Annotated in this window: 21 protein-coding genes and 1 tRNA gene; 13 read left to right on the top strand and 9 right to left on the bottom strand. The window is 41.2% G+C overall.

What is annotated here, in order from left to right; translation table 11 throughout:
- The first annotated feature begins 130 nt into the window (after positions 1-130).
- From KXD93_RS15500 to KXD93_RS15490, 3 genes are all read left to right on the top strand, one after another.
- Entirely contained in the window at positions 131-844 is a 714-nt protein-coding gene (locus KXD93_RS15500) for a DUF4184 family protein (protein WP_258138111.1), read from the top strand.
- A gap of 134 nt (positions 845-978) precedes the next feature.
- Positions 979-1,998, top strand: coding sequence for a UDP-N-acetylmuramate dehydrogenase (murB, locus tag KXD93_RS15495; RefSeq protein ID WP_258138612.1), 1,020 nt, complete (start codon positions 979-981; stop codon positions 1,996-1,998).
- Between the two features lie 267 nt (positions 1,999-2,265).
- The gene (locus tag KXD93_RS15490; RefSeq protein WP_258138110.1) at positions 2,266-2,802 is read left to right on the top strand and encodes an RNA polymerase sigma factor; all 537 of its coding nucleotides are present in this window, start codon (positions 2,266-2,268) and stop codon (positions 2,800-2,802) included.
- A gap of 120 nt (positions 2,803-2,922) precedes the next feature.
- Here the strand turns inward: KXD93_RS15490 and KXD93_RS15485 are convergent, their stop codons facing one another.
- Both KXD93_RS15485 and KXD93_RS15480 read right to left on the bottom strand, forming a co-directional pair.
- Positions 2,923-3,633 (bottom strand): SDR family oxidoreductase, encoded by a 711-nt coding sequence (locus tag KXD93_RS15485; RefSeq protein WP_258138109.1) that lies wholly within the window; start codon positions 3,631-3,633, stop codon positions 2,923-2,925.
- 65 nt (positions 3,634-3,698) lie between these two features.
- Positions 3,699-4,634: a helix-turn-helix domain-containing protein gene (locus tag KXD93_RS15480; protein WP_258138108.1), complete on the bottom strand. Its 936-nt coding sequence runs from the start codon at positions 4,632-4,634 to the stop codon at positions 3,699-3,701.
- Between the two features lie 125 nt (positions 4,635-4,759).
- Here KXD93_RS15480 and KXD93_RS15475 point away from each other — a divergent pair, with 125 nt between their 5' ends.
- Positions 4,760-4,996 (top strand): cytochrome b5 domain-containing protein, encoded by a 237-nt coding sequence (locus KXD93_RS15475; RefSeq protein WP_258138107.1) that lies wholly within the window; start codon positions 4,760-4,762, stop codon positions 4,994-4,996.
- Between the two features lie 91 nt (positions 4,997-5,087).
- On the opposite strand, the gene KXD93_RS15470 is transcribed toward KXD93_RS15475, so the two are convergent.
- Positions 5,088-6,005 carry a PfkB family carbohydrate kinase gene (locus KXD93_RS15470; RefSeq protein ID WP_258138106.1) on the bottom strand — a complete coding sequence of 306 codons (918 nt, stop codon included), beginning with the start codon at positions 6,003-6,005 and terminating at the stop codon, positions 5,088-5,090.
- Between the two features lie 275 nt (positions 6,006-6,280).
- On the opposite strand from KXD93_RS15470, the gene KXD93_RS15465 reads away from it, so the two are divergent.
- Positions 6,281-6,354: transfer RNA gene (locus tag KXD93_RS15465), tRNA-Asn, on the top strand.
- Between the two features lie 311 nt (positions 6,355-6,665).
- Positions 6,666-6,995: a helix-turn-helix domain-containing protein gene (locus tag KXD93_RS15460; protein WP_258138105.1), complete on the top strand. Its 330-nt coding sequence runs from the start codon at positions 6,666-6,668 to the stop codon at positions 6,993-6,995.
- 263 nt (positions 6,996-7,258) lie between these two features.
- On the opposite strand, the gene KXD93_RS15455 is transcribed toward KXD93_RS15460, so the two are convergent.
- The 3 genes from KXD93_RS15455 to KXD93_RS15445 form a co-directional block, all read right to left on the bottom strand.
- Positions 7,259-8,224: a zinc-dependent alcohol dehydrogenase family protein gene (locus KXD93_RS15455; RefSeq protein WP_258138104.1), complete on the bottom strand. Its 966-nt coding sequence runs from the start codon at positions 8,222-8,224 to the stop codon at positions 7,259-7,261.
- Positions 8,225-8,332: 108 nt separating this feature from the next.
- Positions 8,333-9,223 (bottom strand): helix-turn-helix domain-containing protein, encoded by an 891-nt coding sequence (locus KXD93_RS15450; RefSeq protein ID WP_258138103.1) that lies wholly within the window; start codon positions 9,221-9,223, stop codon positions 8,333-8,335.
- A gap of 75 nt (positions 9,224-9,298) precedes the next feature.
- Positions 9,299-10,117 (bottom strand): SDR family NAD(P)-dependent oxidoreductase, encoded by an 819-nt coding sequence (locus tag KXD93_RS15445; protein ID WP_258138102.1) that lies wholly within the window; start codon positions 10,115-10,117, stop codon positions 9,299-9,301.
- A gap of 318 nt (positions 10,118-10,435) precedes the next feature.
- On the opposite strand from KXD93_RS15445, the gene KXD93_RS15440 reads away from it, so the two are divergent.
- The 7 genes from KXD93_RS15440 to KXD93_RS15410 all read left to right on the top strand — a co-directional run bounded on the left by KXD93_RS15440 (position 10,436) and on the right by KXD93_RS15410 (position 16,290).
- On the top strand, positions 10,436-11,041 hold the full coding sequence (locus tag KXD93_RS15440; protein WP_258138101.1) for an AAA family ATPase: 606 nt from the start codon (positions 10,436-10,438) through the stop codon (positions 11,039-11,041).
- Positions 11,042-11,133: 92 nt separating this feature from the next.
- Positions 11,134-11,412, top strand: a complete 279-nt coding sequence (locus KXD93_RS15435) for a hypothetical protein (RefSeq protein ID WP_258138099.1) — start codon at positions 11,134-11,136, stop codon at positions 11,410-11,412.
- 202 nt (positions 11,413-11,614) lie between these two features.
- Entirely contained in the window at positions 11,615-12,025 is a 411-nt protein-coding gene (locus tag KXD93_RS15430) for a plasmid mobilization protein (protein ID WP_258138098.1), read from the top strand.
- Positions 11,992-13,239 carry a relaxase/mobilization nuclease domain-containing protein gene (locus tag KXD93_RS15425; RefSeq protein WP_258138097.1) on the top strand — a complete coding sequence of 416 codons (1,248 nt, stop codon included), beginning with the start codon at positions 11,992-11,994 and terminating at the stop codon, positions 13,237-13,239. The genes KXD93_RS15430 and KXD93_RS15425 overlap by 34 nt, the downstream gene beginning before the upstream one ends.
- A gap of 10 nt (positions 13,240-13,249) precedes the next feature.
- On the top strand, positions 13,250-15,196 hold the full coding sequence (gene mobC / locus KXD93_RS15420; RefSeq protein WP_258138095.1) for a conjugal transfer protein MobC: 1,947 nt from the start codon (positions 13,250-13,252) through the stop codon (positions 15,194-15,196).
- Positions 15,197-15,535: 339 nt separating this feature from the next.
- Positions 15,536-16,003, top strand: a complete 468-nt coding sequence (locus KXD93_RS15415) for a MauE/DoxX family redox-associated membrane protein (protein ID WP_258138094.1) — start codon at positions 15,536-15,538, stop codon at positions 16,001-16,003.
- A gap of 5 nt (positions 16,004-16,008) precedes the next feature.
- Positions 16,009-16,290, top strand: a complete 282-nt coding sequence (locus KXD93_RS15410; protein WP_258138093.1) for a hypothetical protein — start codon at positions 16,009-16,011, stop codon at positions 16,288-16,290.
- Positions 16,291-16,350: 60 nt separating this feature from the next.
- On the opposite strand, the gene KXD93_RS15405 is transcribed toward KXD93_RS15410, so the two are convergent.
- Genes KXD93_RS15405 through KXD93_RS15395 form a run of 3 tightly spaced genes read right to left on the bottom strand, consistent with a single transcriptional unit; the run spans position 16,351 to position 22,617 of the window.
- A complete protein-coding gene (locus KXD93_RS15405) occupies positions 16,351-17,745 on the bottom strand; it encodes a TlpA family protein disulfide reductase (RefSeq protein ID WP_258138092.1) in 1,395 nt (464 codons plus the stop codon).
- Between the two features lie 17 nt (positions 17,746-17,762).
- Positions 17,763-19,142: a RagB/SusD family nutrient uptake outer membrane protein gene (locus tag KXD93_RS15400; protein WP_258138091.1), complete on the bottom strand. Its 1,380-nt coding sequence runs from the start codon at positions 19,140-19,142 to the stop codon at positions 17,763-17,765.
- 10 nt (positions 19,143-19,152) lie between these two features.
- Positions 19,153-22,617 carry a SusC/RagA family TonB-linked outer membrane protein gene (locus KXD93_RS15395; RefSeq protein ID WP_258138090.1) on the bottom strand — a complete coding sequence of 1,155 codons (3,465 nt, stop codon included), beginning with the start codon at positions 22,615-22,617 and terminating at the stop codon, positions 19,153-19,155.
- Positions 22,618-22,752: the final 135 nt, after the last annotated feature.

Below are 22,752 nucleotides of genomic sequence, written 5' to 3'. Positions count from 1 at the left end.
TCCCTTCGATAAACTCAGGACAGGCTTGTGCCTCAGTATGACATCCCGACGCTAAATGCGAAGTATTATCAAATCAAAAAACTATCTATTTCCCCATTTATTTCCCACCGCTCAAATTGTATCTTTGGGGATGCCTTTTACGCTTGCACATCCTGCCGCAGTTTTACCCTTTGGAGCATTAACAAAGCGCTGGCTGTCGGTCACCGGTATGGTTATGGGCAGTTTGGCGCCCGATTTTGAATATTTCTTCCGGATGAAGCTGGTGAGCCGTTACAGCCATACCTGGGAGGGGATGATCTGGTTTGATCTGCCGGTGGCATTTGTGCTGGTGATCATATACGAGCTTTTTATAAAGGATAAACTTATAGCACACCTGCCGGCAGCCGCTAACCGCCGCTGCTATTGGTTCAGGGGATATAGGTATGTGTTTTCGGGCTGGTATTTGATCGCTATTGTGATCTCTATATTAATAGGTGCGGCCTCGCACATCGTATGGGACGGGTTTACGCACCCAAAAGGAATGTTTGTACAGCAGTTCGCCATCTTAAACCAAATAGTGGATGTTTACGGTCACCGCGTGTATGTTTTCCACCTGCTGCAATATGTCAGCGGGTTAGCAGGCGCCATAATAATTGCCATTACCTATTATGCCCAACCCAAAGGCGAGCTAACAAAGGCAGCCGGTATTGTCGCATTCTGGCTGCAGGTGATATTAGTTACCGCAGTAACGGTCGCTATTAAGCTGGCCACGGGTTTGCCGCTGCATCAATACGCCAACATGCTGGTAACCGTGATGGATGGCGCGATGATAGGAATTGTAGTGGCATCTGTATTGGCGGGGTAGTTCAGTTGGCAGTTTTGAGTTGGCAGTTGGCAGCAGGTATTCGTCAATCAAAAAATCATTCGCACATCCGCACATCCGAAATTCGCACATCATTTCGCATATTTGCACATCCGCTTATCCGCACATCAAACACCATGCTCCAGATCCAGGAAAACGTATCGCTTAAAAATTTCAACTCCTTCGGCATTGATGCCCGGGCCCGCTTTTTTGTGGAGATCAATAAAAAGGACGAGCTGGTTGAACTGTTTATGGATCCGCAATGGCAGCAAATGCCGCACCTTATATTAGGTGGCGGCAGTAATATGCTGCTGTTGAATGATTACGACGGGCTGGTAATTCGTATCAACATCAGGGGCATCGAGCACCGCATCAGTAAAGATGATGTGTACGTAGAAGCCGGCGCAGGCGAGGTATGGAACGACCTGGTGAACTTTTGCGTAGCCCGCGAATATGCAGGACTGGAGAATTTAAGTTTGATCCCGGGGTCGGTAGGGGCGTCTCCTATTCAAAATATCGGCGCTTACGGTGTGGAGCTAAAGGACGTGTTCTACAGTTGCAATGCCTTTGAACTGGCAACCGGCACTTTCAAGACCTTTACCAAAGCCGATTGTAAATTTGAATACCGCGAGAGCGTGTTTAAAAATGAGCTGAAGGGGCAGTATATTATTGTATCTGTGAAGTTCCATTTATCCATGATCCCCAATTTTAATTTAAAATACGGGGCCATAGAGCAGGAGTTGCAGAACCGTGGCATCACATCGCCCACGTTAAAAGATGTATCGCAGGTGGTTTCACATATCCGTGTATCCAAACTGCCCGACCCCTCGACCATCGGCAACGCAGGCAGCTTTTTCAAAAATCCGATAATTACTGCGGATGAATTTGCAAGGGTTCAGGCCAGCTTTCCGGATGTAGTGAACTACCCCGCTGGTGACGGCCTGGTAAAACTTGCTGCCGGCTGGCTGATTGAACAGTGCGGCTGGAAGGGAAAAGTAGCCGGAAATACCGGAACATGGAAAAACCAGGCGCTGGTTTTGGTGAACCATGGCGGCGCAACCGGAGCAGAAGTGTACAACTTTTCGTCGCAAATCATAGACAGTGTGTACACTAAATTTGGCGTTACACTACAACGCGAGGTTAATATTATTAGTTAAATAAGTTTATTTAAACTACAATTTCACCTAATTTTCATCGGCTGCAAATAATATTTCTGTTGCAGTAACATTTCCATCACATTGTTTTAAAATTTAAATTATAGCAGTTAACAACTCTGTTTTTCAGTTAGTTAATTGTAAGCTAAGTGTAATAATTACACACTTGAATTTTTGTTCTTATTGTTGGTGTAAACAACATTTTGCCCTGTTTGGCATACGGTAAATGGCACTATGCTTGCCTAAGTGTTAGTACAAAACTTTAACAGTATGACAAAGATTGAGTTTAACACCCTAGTACTACGTCAGGCAACCTCACTAAGGTCTTATGCCTTACACTTTACCCATGACGCAGATGATGCTAACGACCTTGTCCAGGATACAATGTTGAAGGCCATAACTTATTACAATAAGTTTAAGGAAGGAACAAATTTAAAAGGGTGGTTATACACAATAATGAAGAATACCTTTATTAATAACTACCGCAGGTTTATAAAAATGAACACTTTTGTTACCAAGAGTGATGAGATCAGCTCACCTAACCTGGTATTCAGCTCTACCAAAAACCAGGGCGAAGCCAAGTTTGTTATGGATGACTTGAAGAAAGCATTAGACAGATTGCCTTCTGACTATTATGTGCCATTCACCATGTATTTTGAGGGCCATAAATACCACGAAATTGCCGATCATTTAGTGATCCCGATAGGAACAGTAAAAACCCGCATACACGTTGCCCGTAAGCTATTAAAGAAAAGCTTAAAGGCTTATGATAACGGTATTGCAAAACCAGTTTACGCAGAAAATTAATCTAGTATTAAAACTACCCCGTTGCCTATCGGCAGCAGGGTAGTTTTAAATAAATACGACATCTATTTACATCTACCTATAAAAATGAAAAGGCCTGGTTTAACCGGGCTTTTTTTTGTTTTACGACATTCCGCCGTCGCAGCCTATTACCTTGCCGGTCATAAACTCGTTGCCTGCCAGGAATAATATGGCGTTGGCTATTTCATCGGCTCTGCCCACGCGCCCTGCCGGAATTTTTGCAGCATATTGTTTAAAGGTTTCGCTTTTCTCGTGTTCGGGTAAAAAGTCCCACCAGGAAGTATCAACTACACCCGGCGATACAGCGTTGATGCGGATATTGGTTATTTCCTTTGCCCAAACGGGAATCATTATTTCAAGAGCGCCGTTTATTGCTGCAAGTCCCGAGGTGCCCGGGGATTTTGCTATTGCAGAAATTGCCGTAACAAGTGTGATGCTGCCACCTTTGTTAATGAATGGTAAGGCCGACTGCACAGTATTTAAAACCGGCCAATATTTTTCTTCAAACCCTTCGCGTAATACTTGTAATGATAGTTCAGAAAAATTGCCGATTCCCTTACTACCGCTTAATGAAATTACCAGGTGGTCTATAGTACCGTGATTTTTAAAGAACAGACTCAATTCTTCGCGGTTACTGCTATCAACAGTGAAAGCCTTTAAACCTTTTTCTTCTGCACTTTTTAATTTGCCGGCATTACGCCCTGTAATAGTTACCTGTGCCTGCTGCTCTTTAAATTGTGTGGCAACGGCCAGCCCAATGCCGGATGAACCGCCGGCAACAATTATTTTTTTGTTTTGAAATGAAGTATTCATGTGCTGTTTTTTGTATGACGCAAAGGTGGCGACATACAGGGCAGCAGGATATACCGGTTTATGCTTTATGTTGATCTAATCATGCTTTGCCGGTAATGTAATGGCGTTTGGGCTGTGCCGGCTTTAAAAAAGCGGTTAAATGAAGCAGGTTCGCTAAAATCAAGCTTGTAAGCAATCTCGGCTACAGACTGATCGGTATATTTCAATAATGACATCGCTTCCATTAGCAGCATCTCTTTGATGGTGTCTGATGCTGTTTTAGCGGTTACCGTCTTCACCACTTTGTTCAAATGATTGGGGCTGATAGCCAATAGTTCGGCATAGTCAGATACTTGCCGTTTGGAAAGATAATGAAGACCCACCAATTTCCTGAAACGCGATACGATAGCCGGGCTGTCGGTATGATCGGTTGTTAAGTGCAGCTGCTGTTTTTCGTAGCTTCGTTTGGCGGCCAATAAAATTAAATAAAGATACATCTTTACGGCTTTTACCCGGCCCGTGTCCTTGTGCTGCAACTCGTCGTTAATATTAAAGATCAAGTGAACTATTGTATCAAGCTCGTCTTGCGAAAGGCGGAAAAGCGGCGTGCCCGATACATCGTAAAAGGGAAACTCTGCAGCCATTTTAACGGATGGCACAAGCTCATTCAAAAAATCAGGACTGAACAGCATATAATAACCAAATGCGTCGGCACTGATGTTGTTTTTGGCAAACACCTGGTTAGGATAGGTTAAAGAAATGGTACGGGGCTGGTGCTGGTATACATCGAGGCCAATTTTCATGTCGAGTGTGCCCTCAAGCGTAATGCTTATCCTATAAAAGTTTGATTTTAGCGGCCCTACCGAGCTGATCAGCCCCTCACTTGAATACAGTTCAAAACCGTCAATATGATTTGCCTTGTCTAAATTATTATAACCAAAATCTGACGTCGTTTTTTCCCTATGCACATGCCTGAATTTTTGCAGATCGTATACCGGAATATCGGTTTTATGGTTTTTCATTATCCTAAAACTAATTTACGCGTGGCTGTTCAACTTATCCCAAAGATAGATCATCTTTATTAAACCTAAACTGCAATTTAAAATCAGGCCGATCTGTAATAGCTAATTTCTATCTTTATCGCCGAATGAGCGACTTACCTGTTTATACAAAATCGCAGCTTGCCCTGCGCAACGGCCAGGACAAACCTGAAGTATGGATAGCCTATAAGGGGGTGATCTATGATGTATCGCGGAGCAGGCTGTGGCGCAACGGAAAGCACTACGAACACTGGGCCGGCCAGGACCTTACCGCCGAACTGGGCGATGCCCCACACGACGAATGGGTGTTCCAGAATTTGGATGCGGTGGGTAGGTTGGGGTAATTTCGGATTTCGGATGTTCGATGTCGGAATTATTTTATTGAGAATTTTGAATTTCTCTTTAAATTCGAAATCGAACATCCGAAATCCGACATCAAATTATCTCGAATTTTGTCAATTTTACAAATTCATCAACCCGTGCAGCAACTTCTTCCTGCGTAAGGTTTAATATTTTTTCAGTTCCGAATTTTTCAACGCAGAACGAAGCAAGCGCCGAACCGAAGATGATGGCGTTCTTCATGTTGTTAAAATTAACAGTACCCACTTTTGCCATGTAGCCTATAAAACCACCTGCAAAGGTATCGCCGGCACCTGTTGGGTCAAATACTTCCTCAAGCGGCAGGGCAGGAGCGGAGAAGATCTTCCCCTCGCCAAACAGCAATGCGCCATGCTCGCCTTTTTTAATGATCAGGTATTTAGGGCCCATAGTCAGGATCTTGTTGGCAGCCTTAGCCAATGAATATTCGCCGGATAGCTGGCGTGCCTCAGCATCGTTAATGGTTAGCACGTCTATCATTTTGATGGTTTCCAGCAGGTCATCCAGCATGATATCCATCCAGAAGTTCATGGTATCTAATACGATCAGCTTAGGGCGGTTCTTTAGGCGTTTAATAACAGTTTGCTGCACCTGAGGAGTTAAGTTGCCCAGCATCAGGTATTCGCAGTCCTGGTAGTTCTCAGGGATGATAGGATCAAAATCAGCCAGTACATTCAGTTCAGTGATGAGTGTATCACGGCTGTTCATATCGTTATGATACTTGCCACTCCAGAAGAATGATTTCTCGCCAACTTTAACTTGCAGGCCCTCGGTATCTATATGGTGTTTGTTAAGATCAGCAATAAAGCTTTGCGGGAAATCGTCGCCAACTACGGCAACAATCTTTACCTTGTCGTAAAAATAAGAAGCTGCAAGGCTTGCGAAAGTGGCTGCACCGCCAACAATTTTATCTGTTTTGCCAAAGGGCGTTTCAATAGCATCAAATGCAACGGTACCGATAACCAGTAAACTCATGAAATAATAATTTTTGGCAAATATTGTGATTTTAAGCCATAAATGCCTCCATTTAGTTGCGATTAATGGAGCGGGTGCTTTAAATCGATGTTTTTTACGAGTAATAATGACCAATGTTGATTATTGGTACCCTGAATATCCCGGAAAGCTACATTAGGGTGATTGTAAATCGCTGGCTATCAAACCTATTTAAATAAATTATAAAAAAAAGTTTTTAAGTATTGCGTAATTACATCGGAAATCATACTTTTGCACACTCCAAACCGGAAAATGATTCCTGAGTAGCTCAGCCGGTTAGAGCATCTGACTGTTAATCAGAGGGTCGCTGGTTCGAGCCCAGCCTCAGGAGCCTGAAAATCAATGATTTATCCCCACTCTGGCGAGTGGGGATTTTTTTTCGCATAGTTTTCGCATAGAAAAGTTATAGTGACTTTTGAAAATGAAAAACCCACCAATTATTTGAATCCTTAATGAGATCTTTTTTTACTGATTTAAAGCGTAGTTTGTAGCAATTATTGGTTTCCATTTAAATCTCTCCCCGATTTTTTTTACGTTTTTTACCATTGTCTTTATTTTTTTGTTGTCCGACTCGGATAAACTCGGAGTGTTGAACGGATCGCGCTAAATAATTTTGCTTCCATAACGACTAAAAAAACTATTATGGAAATATTAACATTTGACCAACTACCAAAAGCGGTAAGTGAGTTATTAGAAAAGGTGTCAAAAATTGAAAATATTCTCAGCCAGGAGAATAATATTGAACAGGATATCGAAAGCCCCATCTCTATACAGCAAGCATCTGCTTTTCTAAACCTTTCCATTTCCACACTTTACGGAAAAGTGTGCAGACGCGAAATACCAGTAAGTAAGCAGGGAAAGCGACTATACTTCAGCCGATCTGAACTAATAGAATGGATCAAGGCTGGCAGAAAGAGAACGACTGCTGAAGTTAGAAGTGAGCTTGCTTTAGTCTCCGGGCGGCACAAATAACTTCGCCCCTTCGTAATCTTACTCATCTAATAAACAGTTTCTGAAAATTAAATAAGGTAAGAGAAAAGATTGGCGAACTTGCAAAGTTACACACCCGTCCCGAAAGAAGACTGGGTTAAAAACTGATCTACCCGCTTGAGATGTTGGAAATTGGTATCCTCTGTCTTCACTTTCGCTTAGAAATGCTTTAAATATGCATTTACATAATTATGTATTTACAGCAATTTAGAAATATGTAGTATGATAAGGATCATTACTCTAACTCAAAATTCCAATAATACTTTTCCACCGCGGAGCGTATGTTCCACTGCTTCCCTGATATCAGCCGGCTTGTAGGTCTGTGCGATGGGAACATTGATCTTTCCGGCCAAAATTAATCCCGCGGCTTCTGCCTTAGCTTCCTTATGCCTGGCAAGGAAATGAGGGTAATAGAGCCAAAAACCGTGAATATTCATACCCCTGAATACAAGGTCTACAACATTTACCGAAATACCCTGACCGCTCATCTGGCCGAAAACAACGATATCGCCATAGGAGCGGACGACTTTAGCCAGTGTATTCGTTGCTTCTCCACCGACAATGTCGAGGCCAAGTTTTATATTTGCTTTGCCTACTGCAGCTTTGACCTGTTCGGGAATTTCATGAGATTCAACTAATACAACGTCCGCACCAGCTGTTAATATTTCGTTTACTATTTCTTTTCTGCGGACGATAGCGATCGTTTTTATTCCGCGTCCTTTTGCTACAGCAATAATACCTCTGCCCACTCCTGAATTTGCGCCATTAAGAATTATCCAATCATCTTTTTCCAGTTTTATAAACTCTGTTAACAATAAAACAGCAGTGATCGGATTAATGGTCAGCATAGCAGCCTGTTTGATGTCTATGGCATCAGGCAGAACCAAGAAATCATCGGCGGGGGCTTTTACCAGTTCCGCCCAGGCGATTGGCCCTGTCGGCAGTGAAACCTTGTCACCTGGTTTGATGTGTTTTACATTAGAACCGATTTTCTCTACAGTTCCAACACCTTCACCACCGATAATTGCAGGAAGTGCGGGGGGTAACATGGCGTAATGACCACGCGCCATGAGCAGGTCGCTGTTATTGATCGGGCTATAATTTACCCTTACAAGTATTTCCTCAGCCCCCGGCGCTCCGGGTTCGGGGATTTCCACCAGTTCTAGAACTTCCTTTGGATCTCCATATTGTGTTAAATGTATTGCTTTCATTATAGTTTTTATTTAGGTATTGCCGCAACGGATTTTCCGCCTTCGGAAAAAGGCCGTCAAGGGTGTTACTTCCCTGAGGACATCAGAATTTAAGATTGCAGGAAAGCTTTAATTATAAAGATGCTTTTTGAACGAATTAGGGCTTACGCCTACTTCTTTTTTAAACAGCCGTGAAAAATAGGCAAGGCTCTCGAATCCCAGCGCATAGGCGATCTCCGAAACAGATTTGTCATTTCCTAAAAGAAGATTCTTTGCTTCGGATATGAGATAGATGTGAATATGTTCCAGTGCGGTTTTGCCGGTTTCCTGTTTCAGCAGATCGGTTAGGTAGCCTGCAGATATATTCAGCCTGGCGGCCATATCGTGAACAGATGGAAATCCCTTAGTCCCCAACATACCGCTTGCCACGTATTTGTCGATCTCTTCATTAAACCTTGTAACCATTTTACCTGAACTTTCAGCACGGTTAAGGAATTGCCTTTTATAAAACCGCTGGCTGTATTTTAGCAAGGTATCCACATTAGCTAAGATCAATTCCCGGCTGTATTCGTCCTGGTTATTGTAGTACTCCGCGTTGATCTTATCGTAAAGGTCCCATATTGATTTTTCCTCGGTTGGAGATAGGTGTAAGGCCTCATTGATCTCGTAATCGAAGTAGTGGTACTTCTTAATATCATTATGTAAGCTATGCCCGTTTAAATAGTCCTCATGTATGAATATTAGGAAACCATCAATATCTACTTCCAAGTTTTTCATTTCGATTACCTGTCTTGGCTTAAAGAAAAGCATTAACCCGCATTCGTGATCGAATTTGGTGCGTCCATAAACAATTTCCCCGGAAAGGATCTTTTTCAGGCCGATCATATAAAAATCGCTTGTAAATTCTCGGTCGCCGATGGTGCACACATGGTCATTCCGGTAAATACTGAAAAGCGGATTCTGAGGTGGCGGGAATCCGTTTTGCCTATGCAACTCCGATAAATTCTTATAATGTTTCATAACCTGAAAAAGTAATGAACCACAATCTACACAATTATTTTACGGCAGTTCGTGGTTCAGTTTTAAAATGATGGCTTAATGACCGTGAGCTTCAGCCGATACATCCTTCCATTCTTCGAATTCCGCAAGGCGGTCTGCATAGACCTGTTTCACGGTAGGTAAAGCGACTTTGCCTAACAGGAAATGTAAAGGAGGGTTTTTGCTGTCGATAAGCGCAAGCACAGCTTTTGCCGTTGCTTCGGGTTTACCCCATTGGTCAGGTGTTGCAGCTTCAAAAAATGCCTTTTTAAGGGGTGCATAAGTTTCGGTTGCTTCGGTCTGAACTGCAGATGCTCCTGACCAGTCAGTTGCGAATCCGTTGGGTTCTATTAGGCTAACATTGATTCCAAAGGCTTTTACTTCCTGGGCAAGTGTTTCGCTTAGACCATTGACAGCATATTTTGAGGCGTTGTACAAGCCTAACACAGGATAGGTAATTAATCCTAAAAAGCTGGATACCTGTATAATATGCCCGCTTCCCTGTTCCCTGAAGATTGGAACGATAGCTTGCGTAACCCAAAGTAAGCCAAAAAAGTTGGTTTCAATTTGAGCCCGGGCCTGTTGTTCCGTGGTTTCTTCAATAGCACCAAACAGACCAAATCCTGCATTATTGATCAATACATCAATACGGCCGAAATGCTCTTTTACTTTTTTGACTGCAGCAAAAACGGCATCATGGTCATTCACATCAAGTTTAACCGGGAAAACCGATTCTCCGTATGCTTCAACCAGCTCGTTTAAATCGGCTATGTTCCTGGCGGTTGCGGCAACTTTATCGCCGCGTTCTAAAAGGGCCTTTGCCCAGATCTTTCCAAAGCCGCGTGAGGCTCCTGTAATTAAAATTATTTTTGACATTTTTTCTTTGTTATTTATTTAAAACAAAGGTATCGGCCGTGTCTAAAAGGGATTTTCACAAAACACGGAATGATTTGCACGTTTCCATGATTATTAATTGATCTGGCCAATTTGGGAATATGCTCCCATATAATAGGACCCTAAATATTTGATAAGCAAGATAATTTGATCTATCCAAAAGCTAAATCAATAAAAATCTTATTCCGACTCGGATAATATCGGAGCATTTGATAAACAGATACAACCACCTTTGCTATGTAATTCTCAAAATGAAGAATTACATAAATATGTATTTACAGCAATTTAGAAATATGTAATATGGCAAAGATCATCACGGTAGCGCACCAAAAAGGCGGCGTAGGCAAAAGCACGATGGCACTTAATCTGGCGTTGTGCTTTCAGGACCAATTGCGGGTAGCATTGGTTGATTCAGATTTACAGGGAAGTATTTATCATGTAAAAGATGATTTTCCCGGATTAGCAATTTTAACCTCAGAACGGATAAGCGACATTTCCAGTTTAGATTATGACCTGGTAATCGTCGACACCCCACCTTATTTGTCAAACAAATTAAACGATCTGTTTGATCTCTCGGATTTTGTATTGGTCCCGACAAAGGCAGGTTTTTTTGATGTCATGGCTGTTCGGTCAACGCTTGCCCTTATAAAATTTTCACAGGCTAAGAATACGCACCTGAAAGCCGGTATTGTACTCAATATGATTAAGCCCAGGTCTGGCATAACAAAAGATATTTCGCAGTTACTTCAAAGCTTCGGAACCCCGCTTTTAAAAACGATGGTTCATGACCGGGTCAGCATCACACGTTCATCAATGACCTCGGGTATTCTCAAATCAACGGACGTGAAAGCTATAGAAGAGATAACATCCCTGGCTGAGGAAATTGTGAATCAGATCAGTGCATAAATGCATAATTGCAATTTTATAGGATTCTATAAATACAGGCTTCTTCATTTATGCTTTTACATAATTATGTAATTACATACGGTCATTTAATCATGGAAGAATATAAAAACAAGTTGGGCAGCCTTGCGAATAAACTGAAGACTGATACGCCTAAAATCCCCATTCAGGAAGTACATCCGGTAAAGGCTCCGGCAAATAATAAAGAGGATGAAGCCCAACTGAATACCTGGATTCCAAAGAGTCTTTTAAAGAGAATGAAGTCCTTTGGAGTGGACGAAGATCTTTCTTTAAAGGACATCAATATCCTGGCGTTAACTTTCTTTCTGGATGCAAAAGCACCGCAGGTTGAGCTTAAAATGGAAAATCAATAGGACTTATATAGAGAGATCGTAATGATACAATCATAGAGGATTTTGGCAAGGGTTGATGATTTGTCGGAGGACTTAAACTGCTGTCTTTTTGCAGTTAGCAAGATGTACGTTTGTACCACAAACGAATCTTGCCCTTTCCTCCGAAGTCGGTTCGGGGCCATAGCCAAACCCTCCAAAGTCGGTTTGTTTAAACTTTGGTAATATGGAAGAAGATAATGAAAATCGTTCTAAATGGATCAAAGTCCGTTTGAAACCAAGCGAGGAACAGTTGCTCAATAAAAGGTATAAAAAATCAACCTTTCAAAATCTCAGCGAATTCGGGAGAGCAATGATTTTGGGTGAACCTGTTACCATAATTCACCGGGACAAGTCAATGGATGAGGTATTGGAAGAATTGATTTTGCTACGTCGCGAATTAAACCATATCGGGAATAATTTAAACCAGGCAGTCAGAAATATCAATAGTACACATGGCTTCCCGGATACACGTTTGTGGATGAATTTGCTTACCCTGATTAATGGAAAGTTGGAGCCATCGATTAACGAGATCAAGGAGCGCATGAATAAATACTCCGATTTATGGTCGCAAAAATTAAAAGTGGAAAGAGCCTGATTGGGGCTTTGAACTATAATGAGAATAAAGTTAAGGCCGGAAAAGCAAAGCTGATCGCGACAAGTGGATATATGAAAAGTCACGAGACGCTATCATTTTATGATAAGCTTTTTCGATTGACTGATCTGGCGGAAAGGAACCATAGAACGAAAACCAACACCGTCCACCTCTCTTTGAATTTTGACGTAACTGAAAATTTGAAAGACGAGTTACTGGTAAACATTGGCGATGAATACATGAAAAAAATCGGGTTTGCGAATCAGCCCTATTTGATATATAAACACTTTGATGCAGGCCACCCGCACATTCATATCGTCACTACAAATATTGAAGCCGATGGCAAAAGAATCAGCCTGCACAACATTGGTGAACTGGTATCCGAACCAGCCAGGAAAGCTATCGAAATTGATTTTGGGTTGGTTCAGGCGAGCAACAAGGAAATAAAGCAGGACCTTGACAAGAACATAAATATCCAACCAATCCAATATGGACAGATAGATACCAAAAGAGGAATAACCAACATTGTCAACGTCGTGACCAAAACCTATAAGTTTACCAGCCTACCGGAATTAAATGCTATTCTGGGCCAATTTAATGTAATGGCAGACAAAGGTACCAAGGAGTCTGTGATGTTCAAAAATGGAGGTTTGCATTATTGGGTTATCGATAAAAATGGAAAAAAGACGGGTGTGCCAATAAAGGCAAGCAGCATTTATAACAAGCCAACCCTCAAGCTGTTGGACGAAAGGTTCAGGCTAAATGAATATTTGCGTAAACCATTTAAGGAGAAATTAAAGGCAAAGATCGACAAAGTAACATCCCAGGCAATTTCCTTAGAACAGTTCAAAAGTGAGTTAAAGAAATTTGAAGTTACCGTTATCATCAGGGAAAATGCGGAAGGCAGGATCTTTGGTATGAGTTATATTGACAACGCTAACAAGGCAATTTTTAACGGAAGTGACCTTGGAAAGAGTTACAGCGCAGCGTCAATTATAGAAGGACTTCAATATAGGCCAACTGGCAATGTTCCTGCATCCGTTGATAAGGAATCTATTCAGATTTACTTACCCGGTTCAAACAACAATCAAATATCACCCGCTCCAACCCCGAGGTTATTGGAAGAGCTATTAAATCCCCTTGATCCGAATTCAGCTTTACCAACTCAGTTTGGACAAAAGAAGAAGAAGAAAAAACGCAGGAAGTTAAATCTCTAATATTAAGATTATGCAAACAGGAGAAAATGAACAGGCATTAAGAAAAATCATAGATTTTACAAGATTCTTAGGAATACTTGTTTTAATCTTACACTTCTACTTTAGTTGCTATGGTGCATTTAGCGAATTGCACTTTACCTATCCTATTGTTAATAGGGTGCTGATCAATATTTTTAAGCTATCAATTTTTAGAAGCATCATGATCGTCAAGTCCGTCGCCTTGGGCTTTCTGATAATATCTTTAATAGGGTCAAAAGGAAAGAAGGCGGAAAATATAAAATTCTCAACTGCATTGATTTATTCGTTGTTAGGATTAACAATTTATTATTCAAGCGCGATATTTTTCAAACTCCAGGTATCTTACTTATTAATAGCAGGCCTCTATATTTCATTAACTACCATTGGCTTTTTGCTTTTTCTTACTGGCGTAAGCATGATGTTTCGAATTATCAATGTCAATTTGAACAGAGATATATTCAATGATGAAAATGAAACATTTCCACAGGAAGAGCGAAAGCTTGAAAACGAATATTCAATTAATTTGCCCGCTGAATATTGGTACAAAGGTAAGGTACGAAAGAGCTGGATAAACGTTATCAATCCGTTCAGAAGCACCTTGGTTTGTGGCGGGCCAGGTGCCGGAAAATCGTACTTTGTTATTCGGCATATCATTGACCAGCATATCAAAAAAGGGTTCTCTATGTTCATTTATGATTTTAAGTTTGCTGATCTTTCCATTTTGGCCTATAACGCTTTATTAAAATACCAAAACAATTATAAAGAAAAACCCACCTTTTGGGTGATCGACTTTGACAAGATTTATCATCGATGTAATCCTGTATATCCGGAAGCCATGTTTGATTTAACCGACGCGATGGAATCTGCCCGGACATTTATGCTGGGGTTAAACAGGGAGTGGGTGAAGAAACAGGGCGATTTTTTTGTGGAGTCCCCGATCAATTTCGTTACTGCTTTAATATGGTTTTTAAGAAAGTATAAAGATGGCATTTACTGTACCATTCCTCATGCCATAGAACTCGCACAGGTGGAATATAAATACTTGTTCGCTTTGCTGAAAACTGAACCTGAAATAGAGGTTCTGATAAACCCCTTTATTTCAGCCTGGCAAAATGAGGCTTACGACCAATTGGAAGGACAAATAGCAAGCGCCAAAATAAGCATGGCCAGATTAGTGTCGCCATCGCTTTACTATGTGCTTTCGGGAAATGATTTTACGTTAGATATCAATAATCCCGAAGCGCCAAAAATAGTTTGTATGGGAAATAATCCTCAGAAGATAATGGTGTACGGGACCGTGTTATCACTTTATGTAAATCGAATGTTGAAGGTCATTAATAAGAAAGGAAAATTAAAAAGCAGCCTGATCTTCGACGAATACCCCACCCTGGTGGCAGACCTGATCCCCACAATTTCTACTGGGAGATCTAATTTAATAAGTTGCACTATGGGCATCCAGGATGCAAGCCAATTACGAAAGGATTACGGCAGAGAGCAGGCAGATGTGATCATGAGTATCGTAGGCAATATTCTTGCCGGACAGGTTACCGGTGATACGGCAAAACAGCTCAGCGAACGCTTTGGTAAAATTATGCAGGATCGTCAGAGTATAACCATTAATAGCCAGGACACATCGGTAAGCAAATCAACGCAATTGGATTTTGCCATTCCTGCTTCAAAGATCGCCGCCCTTTCCTCCGGGGAATTTGTAGGATTGGTAGCGGACAATCCGGATAATAAGATCAAATTAAAAGTCTTTCATAATGAAATCATCAATGATCACGAGGGAATTAAAAAGGAAGAAAGCGCCTACAAAGAATTACCTAAAGTGCGGCACATTGATAATGATATGATTATGGCTAATTTTCTCAATATCAAAAAGGATATAGAGTTAATTATATCCAGAGAACTTAACCCACAAGAAGCAATTGAGAAATAATACACAACCTGGGGGAATAAAGGGTAATAGCTTTTTAATGAAAAAACACCTTTATTATTGTAACCAATTATCCTTAAACTGTTTTCTTAATAGATAACAGTCGCTTAACATTTAGTTAAATTAAAATTTAGTTACTACCCTTTTGTCCCTGTTTTCGCCTTTAGGAATGTGGTTACTTTGATCAGCAATCAATTTATTAACCGCTTGCTCTGTTTAGAGCAATACAAAAGGAAAGGGTTTTTAGTGACAAAGAGTATTTCAAAAGAACCGTGGGTTACGTACCTACAGGTGGCAGAAGCCACCATTTAATTACAAAGATGTCGATCACCAAATTACTTTATGGAAAGTGTAACTTTAAAAAAAGACAGGTTTCAGTTTTCGAGACTTGCAAAGGAAAAGCTAATCACCTGCATTCGATTTGTCTGCATGTTTTTATTTCTGTACACCGCATATGCCAAAATAATTGACCACGACCATTTTTTAAAAGGTCTGTCAAAGGTGCATATCATCAGTGGGTTTGCCGTGTATATTTCCTGGCTTGTTCCATTAGCCGAGATCATCATTTCTATTTTACTGCTTATCCCGCAATTCGCCAGATGGGGCCTTTATGCCTTTACCTGTTTGATGACCTTGTTCACGGGTTATATACTGAGCGTCTTATTATGGGAAAAGGAACTTCCATGCAGTTGTGGCGGGGCCATCGAAAAGTTAAGCTGGTCGCACCATATATGGTTTAATCTCGCATTTATATCAATTGCCATAGCTGCGCTCTGGCTCAGTAATTCAATATATGTCTTCAAAAAATGAAAAAAATGAAAAACTTCAAGCAAATAGCCTTCGGCCTGATGATAGGTGCCATGGCAATCGGGTTCAGTGCATTTACCAATGCAAAGAACAATAATAAATTAAATACCTATTACCCGGTAAAGACAACCGGGAACAATTTCAGCTGGGAGCAAATAAATCCCGATGATTACAATTGTGTAACGGGGAATGCTGCCTGTTTACCCTACCAGGCAGCTACTCCGCCTGCGGATAATACCTTACCCAGTGGTTATTCACCAACCAGCCATGTGCTTCAAATAATACCCTGATCTTTGGCCCCTGGTTTTTTCAAGCTAAACTGCTGATCACTAAATCAGCAGTTTAGTGTTTTAATTTAATAAGGATATCAGGTCTTTGCCGTCATCAGCTAAAGGATCTTGAGGGTTTCGCATTCGTTTTCCTTCCTTGTTGAAAATGAGCAGCGTTGGATAAGCCGTTATTAAGTAATGCGTTATTAAGGGATGCTTATTTCCCAGAACTCCTGTATTCAAATTGATGCCATGAGGTGAGGTGTATTGGCCGCTTCTTACACTGCCAATCCAATTGTTCTTATCCTTGTCAATATTGATGCTGATGAGTACAACATTTTTAAGGTCAATTTCCGGCTCAATTTTCCTTAATTTTCCAGATAATTGCGTGCATGCAGAACAGCCTGTAAACCAAAAATCCAGCAACACGATCTTGCCTTTAAAGTCTGACAAGAATACTTTTTTACCGGATGTGTCTGATAAAGCAAATTTGTAAACTTCAGTATCCTTAAAACCAGCCATTTGAAGACTTTCTAAGACCGCTTTAAGAACTGGAACTCTAATCAGACCGGCCGCATCGCTAAGGCAATCTGAAATATCTTCCGGGTTGTTACGGCAGTTGTAAAGCAGGGTAGTTAGCAATTTCTCCCTGAGCAGCCCTGAATAGCATCTTTTAAGTGCAGTGTAACATCTGGACACGGAAAACAGCTCATTTTTCCGGAAACATGAATCCAGGCGATATTTTGCAATTACACCCTCGCAAAAAGAAACTGATCCTGGAAGCACGCTTAAAGAATCCTGAGCAGTAAAATATTTACCCGCAGTCATATCCTTATAATTTGATAAAACTCCGGCAATATCTCTTTTATCCGCGCGGCTATTTCTTAATATCAGTGCTTTTAACAACCATGAATGTGCAAAATTATCAGCTATAAAAAGTTTAGTTGCATTGTTGTTCAGGTCCCTTTTATGCTTTGAAAGCAGATTGAGCTTCATGACCAAGCCCGAATCTATCGCCTTAAACTGGTTAATGATTCCATCGAACCCTTTATTGCCATTCTGAAAATGGTTATCTATTGCGCTTAATCTTTTTTGAATAAGCCATTTCTTTGAACCTTTTCCTGAGAACTCATTAGGATTTTTAGTTGAATACCTCATATTGTCTCCTTTTTCAATCAGGAAATCATATAAATTTTTGCTTCCGTCTTTATTATCACCCGTATAGGGCAATAGCAATGATACGTACCGAAAGGGTTCGCTTATCGGAACATTAAGGCTGAAGCTGCCTTTGTGAACTTTTTTAACTATTTTAATGATGTCGGACTCCCTGTTAAAAAGAGGGCTTTGGTAGACCTGTAGGATAACACTGTCCCCGGTTTTTAAGAAACCCAGGTTTCCTTTAATGACCACTGAACCGGACTGCGCTGATAAATTACTACCCCAGGCAACTGCGAGAAAGAGAAAAAATGCTTTCATAATTTTGTGATGATATACTATCTGATATTTTGCGGGATGCCGGTTAATTGAATTTCCTGGGCAGGAATGGGCATCGCATATTTAGGGTCATTGGGTGAAAGCGTATAGGTTACGCCATTAATAATGTGAACCACATTTTTTTTGAACCGGTCTTCCTTATTTAACCGCCGTAAGTCCGTCCATCGCAAACCGCGCAGGAACAGTTCTTTTTCCCGCTCTAAAAGGATCGTTTTTAACAGGATGTCCGGGTCAGTAGTTGTCACCGGAATAAACGTTCCTGCTTTATACCGGTTTTTTAACAGGCTGTTTAAATCTGCAAGGCCTGAAGTTATGTTTCCTATCCTTGTACTGGACTCTGCTCTGATCAGGTAAATTTCATCTGTAGCAATGCCGCTATAATTATTTGTAAAGTCATAGGTTCCTCTGAAGTATAATCCGATACCTGACCTGGTAGGCCGGAAAAAATAGGTTTTCCTGAGATCATTGTTATCATATGATTTATAGATTACACTATCCATTTGCGCCCCGGCAGTCATGCTGTATCCGTTAAGAGAGGTATGAAATATGTCTTCTGCCAACGGCGTTGAACTCAAGGCACTTCTGTTTGGAGTAAAGGTGTTGTAGTCAACCAGGGTATTATACTGGGAAAGACACTTATCGGCATAGGTATACGCCATATCGTATTTGGCAATGGCTAAATATACCCTTGCTAAAAATGCATTACAGCTTAGTTTACAAGGCTTGGTTACAGCAGATAAATTCGCAGGAAGAAGCGCTGCTGCTGCATTAATATCGCTGATGATCTTATCATAAGTTTCCTGGACAGTCCCTCTGCCATATCGCATATTAATGTCAGAAGTTACCGGTAGTGGAATACCCAGATCTGTTCCCGAAGTCCGGGGATCATAGGGCATTGAGAATGTTTGAACCAGGTTATAGAATGCGTATGCTCTGAAAAACAATGCCTCACCCTTAATCGTATTATACCTTGAAAGCTGGTCCGGTGAAACGTGTATTTTTGCGAGACCGTCCAAAACCACATTACAATAATAGACCTGCTGATAAGGGGCATTCCAGTCACCGTTAACATTGGAGCTCTGATAAATATCCTTTGCGAAAGTGTAGACATTTTGTGCCACCGTTTCTGATGATATAAATGTAGCGTCGCTGACATACAGGTCATCTGATGACAATGTTCCTAAAGCGGGGCTATCGTAGGCATTAAATATTTCCTCATTATTTAATAGCAATTCAAAATCCGATAGGGAAGCGGGTACAGCAAGCGCCGCATTGGGCTTCTTATTTAAGAATTCATCCTGTTTATTGCACCCGCTGAAAATGAATGCCAAAACAAGAATACTATTGAAGATTAAACTAAAACTGATATATTTTTTCATGACGTAAGAATTAAAGTTGTGTTTTGATACCGAAGGAAATGGTTCTTGGTATTGGCAAAGCGGATGAGAACAGATCCGGATCTAAGCCCTGCTTGTTGGCTTTCCACAGTAACCCAATATTATTGATATAACAGTATACCTGGAACCGGCGAAACGGTGTTCCCCTTAGTACAGTTTTATTGAAATCATAAGATATATTAATGTCCTGCAGCCTGATTAAGTCCCCAGGACTGATCAATGCAGCAGAAGAGTTATAGAAGCTATCCCTTGAACCATCAACCGGCAGCGCGGGCTCAGATGGCACATCAGTAATTAATTCATCTCCCGGCTTTTTCCAGCGTTTGGTATAATCCCTGTTACCCTGCCATAACTGGTACAGGCTTGAATAGGATATGGAAGTTCTTCTAAAGAAATAATCCAACTTGTAGATGATGTTTGCTGACAGGGAAAAGTTCTTATAGGAAAAGGTATTTCTAAAAGAGCCAAAAATTTTAGGCCGTGATGTCCCGTTAAATTTTAAACTGTCCAATGGTGTGTTGGCGATAATCGCAGCATAGTCCGAACTTGGTTTTCCATTTAAAAAGCCTCTTGGGTTGCCATTTGCCGGATCCAATCCCGCCCATTTATAGCTATAGACACCAAATAAAGGCCGGTCTACAAGGGGTAAAATAACACCGTTATTTCCCGTACCATAAATTAAGGCATCTGAGGCGGCGACCGGAGCACTGTAACGGGTTACTTTATCTGTAGCGTAACTAAATAAAAAAGTGCTCGTCCATTTAAAATTGCCTTTTGCAATGTTATTTGCGTTAACTACCACATCCAATCCTTTACCGGAGGTGTTGGCGGTATTCCCCCGGAAGGTTGTAAATCCCGTAGAAGCCGGTAAGGGGGAATCACCGATCAGGTCTATCCCTTTTTTTACATAGTATTCGATGCTTCCCGAAAGGACATTGTTGCCCGTGGCATAATCAAATCCCAGATTGGTCATGGATACTTTTTCCCACCGCAGTTCCGGGTTACCCGGATTGGCAATCGTGGCATAAGGGTTACCACTCAGATAGGAATTGCTTAATTGCTGGATCGTGGTTACAGCCGTTACATTTTTATCAACGTTTCCGTTATAACCATAGGTCAGGCGTAGCTTGGCATAAGGTAGCCAGTCTATATGATAAAACTTTTCATTACTTAAGGTCCAGCTTGCACCGGTTGAATAGAGCGGAACAGATTTTTGATTCGTGTTTACCCCAAATAAATTAGATTTATCTATTCTGCCGCTTAAGGAAAGTCCATACGTGTTTTTGAAAGTATATCCGGCGTTTCCAAAATAGGAAATATACCGGTCTGATAAATTTTGAAATCCTAATATAGACGGTATTTTAGAAGATGAACCGGAAGGATTGTTCTGAAAATAGCTGGTAAAGTCTACGGGCGTAAATGCACCAGTGCTCTTGTCATACCCATAAATTGTATTGGCGTTTGCCGCTGTTGTCACGTCACTGATCTCCGCGCCAGCTATAGCACTGATCATATGCCCTCCCCAGTTTTCGTTATAATTGGACTGCAAACGAAGCCGCTGCGAAGTCAGATCCTGGTTTTGCTGGTCTAAAATACTGCCTACAGGTACCGTGTATGAAAGAACGCCAGAATTGTTTTGTGTAAACTCATTGATCAGGTTTCTCGTATAGTAACTGGTTAAACTATTGTAACCGGCTGTTACGGAACTGCTTTTTTCATATTGATATTTCAGATCAGCACTAAAACCATGAAAAACTTTGTACTTAATGCCAAAATTGATCTTGTTATCTGTTAGTTTAGAAGTATTGTCCGAATTATTCAGCTCATCCAGCGGCCTGTATTTCCAGTCTTGAAATCCATTTTGGAGCGCGGCATCGGTGTAACTGGCAGCATAATCCTTAACTATTGCAAGCGCATTTCCATTCGCATCGGCAAATTGCGCATACGGATATATTGACTTTGAACCTGCATTAATATTCCCGACAGGGCTATTGCTCTGCGCAAAGGATTGCGTGAAATTAAGTCCTATGGAAAAATCAAGCTTTTTAGTCGGGCTGAAATTGTATATACTGTTTAAAGTAACCCTTTGATTCCCATTTCCCTTTTGATTACTCAGGTCGTTATCGTAGCCTGCTGATATAAAATAGTCGTTGTTGATTCCTCCGCCTTTAAGATTAACGCTGTATTGCTGGTTGACCGACGGCCTGTAAAAGTATTTTTCTAATTGCTGCCGTACATCATAATTCCTGAGCGAATCTATTTTTTTGTTTTTCTCGCTTTGCGAAAGGTTTGATGCCAGTATGGCAACTACAGGAGACACCGGCGGATAAGAAGTGCTCGATAGCTCATTGGTGTAATAACCTTGTTTAAACAATGCTTCTTCAACATTGATAAAATCATCGCTGCCTAAGAAATTGGGGCTATAGTATAAGTTGGGTTTCTCCCCTATGGTCAGATTTGCATTAAGTTCCACAACCATTTTGCTGTTTTTTTCACCGTGTTTTGTCGTAATAACAATTACGCCGTTACCAGATTTTACACCCCAGATGGAGGCCGCCGCCGCGTCTTTCAGAATGGTTACACTTTCTATATCATTGGGGTTAATGTTACCGATATCCCCGTCATAAGGAAAATTATCCAATACGATTAACGGCTGGTCATTGGCAAATAAGGTACTGTGGCCTCTTATGCTGATGTCTGCGCCAGTAGAAGATGCATAGGTATTATGATTGAAAATTAGTCCGGGTACGACACCCTCTAACCGGTCAATCACATTAATGCCCACCCGCCGGTTCAGCAGTTCATTGTTGACCAGGGCAAATGACCCGGTGACCCGCTCTTTGGGAATGGTCTGGTAGCCTGTTGAAACAACGCTAACTTCCTGCAGCTTTGAAGACCCAGGATGTAATATAATATGTTGAAAAGTCTGATTACCAGTTACTTTAAATGAATAAGTATTGTATCCGATAAAAGAAACAGTAATCTCGTCTTCCGCCTGGGCATTTATTGTAAATGCTCCATCTTTATCGGTAAGCATGATCTTATTACTGCCTTTAATTCTTACCGTAGCTCCAGGCAGCGGCATGCCGGTGGTATCTGTTACTTTTCCGGTAACGGTAACCGGCACCATGAGGATGCCTTTAGGTTTTTCAAGTAATGGCGGTTCCTTTTTGGAAACCACAACCATTTTTTCCTGGATAACAAAAGTTAAGGGCTGACCAGCAAATACTTTATTAAGCGCGGATCTGAGTTCTTCATTTTGAACGCTAATGGTAACTAACTTCGCCTGCTTTAAATTCTCGGTTGATACCAGGAAGTCATAACCGGTTTGTTCACTGATCTTTTCAAAGATCTTACTCAGCGGTGCATTCTTTTCAGTCAGCGAAACTTTCTGTGCATAAGTGCTGGCACTTACCTGCAGAATAACTGTGATTAAAATGAGCGTTGTTAGCTTCATAATCAACAGAATGTTTGGGGTACAGCCAGGCGGCTGCACCAATTTTTTAGGGTAAAAATTGTACATTTGTTTTGAGCATGGTTATGCGTCGTGCCATTCATTTTCCAAGATGCGGGGGCACTTCGCGGTTCGTTA

The organism is Mucilaginibacter phenanthrenivorans (genome assembly GCF_024721155.1).
In the GTDB taxonomy this organism is placed as follows: Bacteria; Bacteroidota; Bacteroidia; order Sphingobacteriales; family Sphingobacteriaceae; genus Mucilaginibacter; species Mucilaginibacter phenanthrenivorans.
This window is presented reverse-complemented; position numbering and strand designations above follow the sequence as displayed.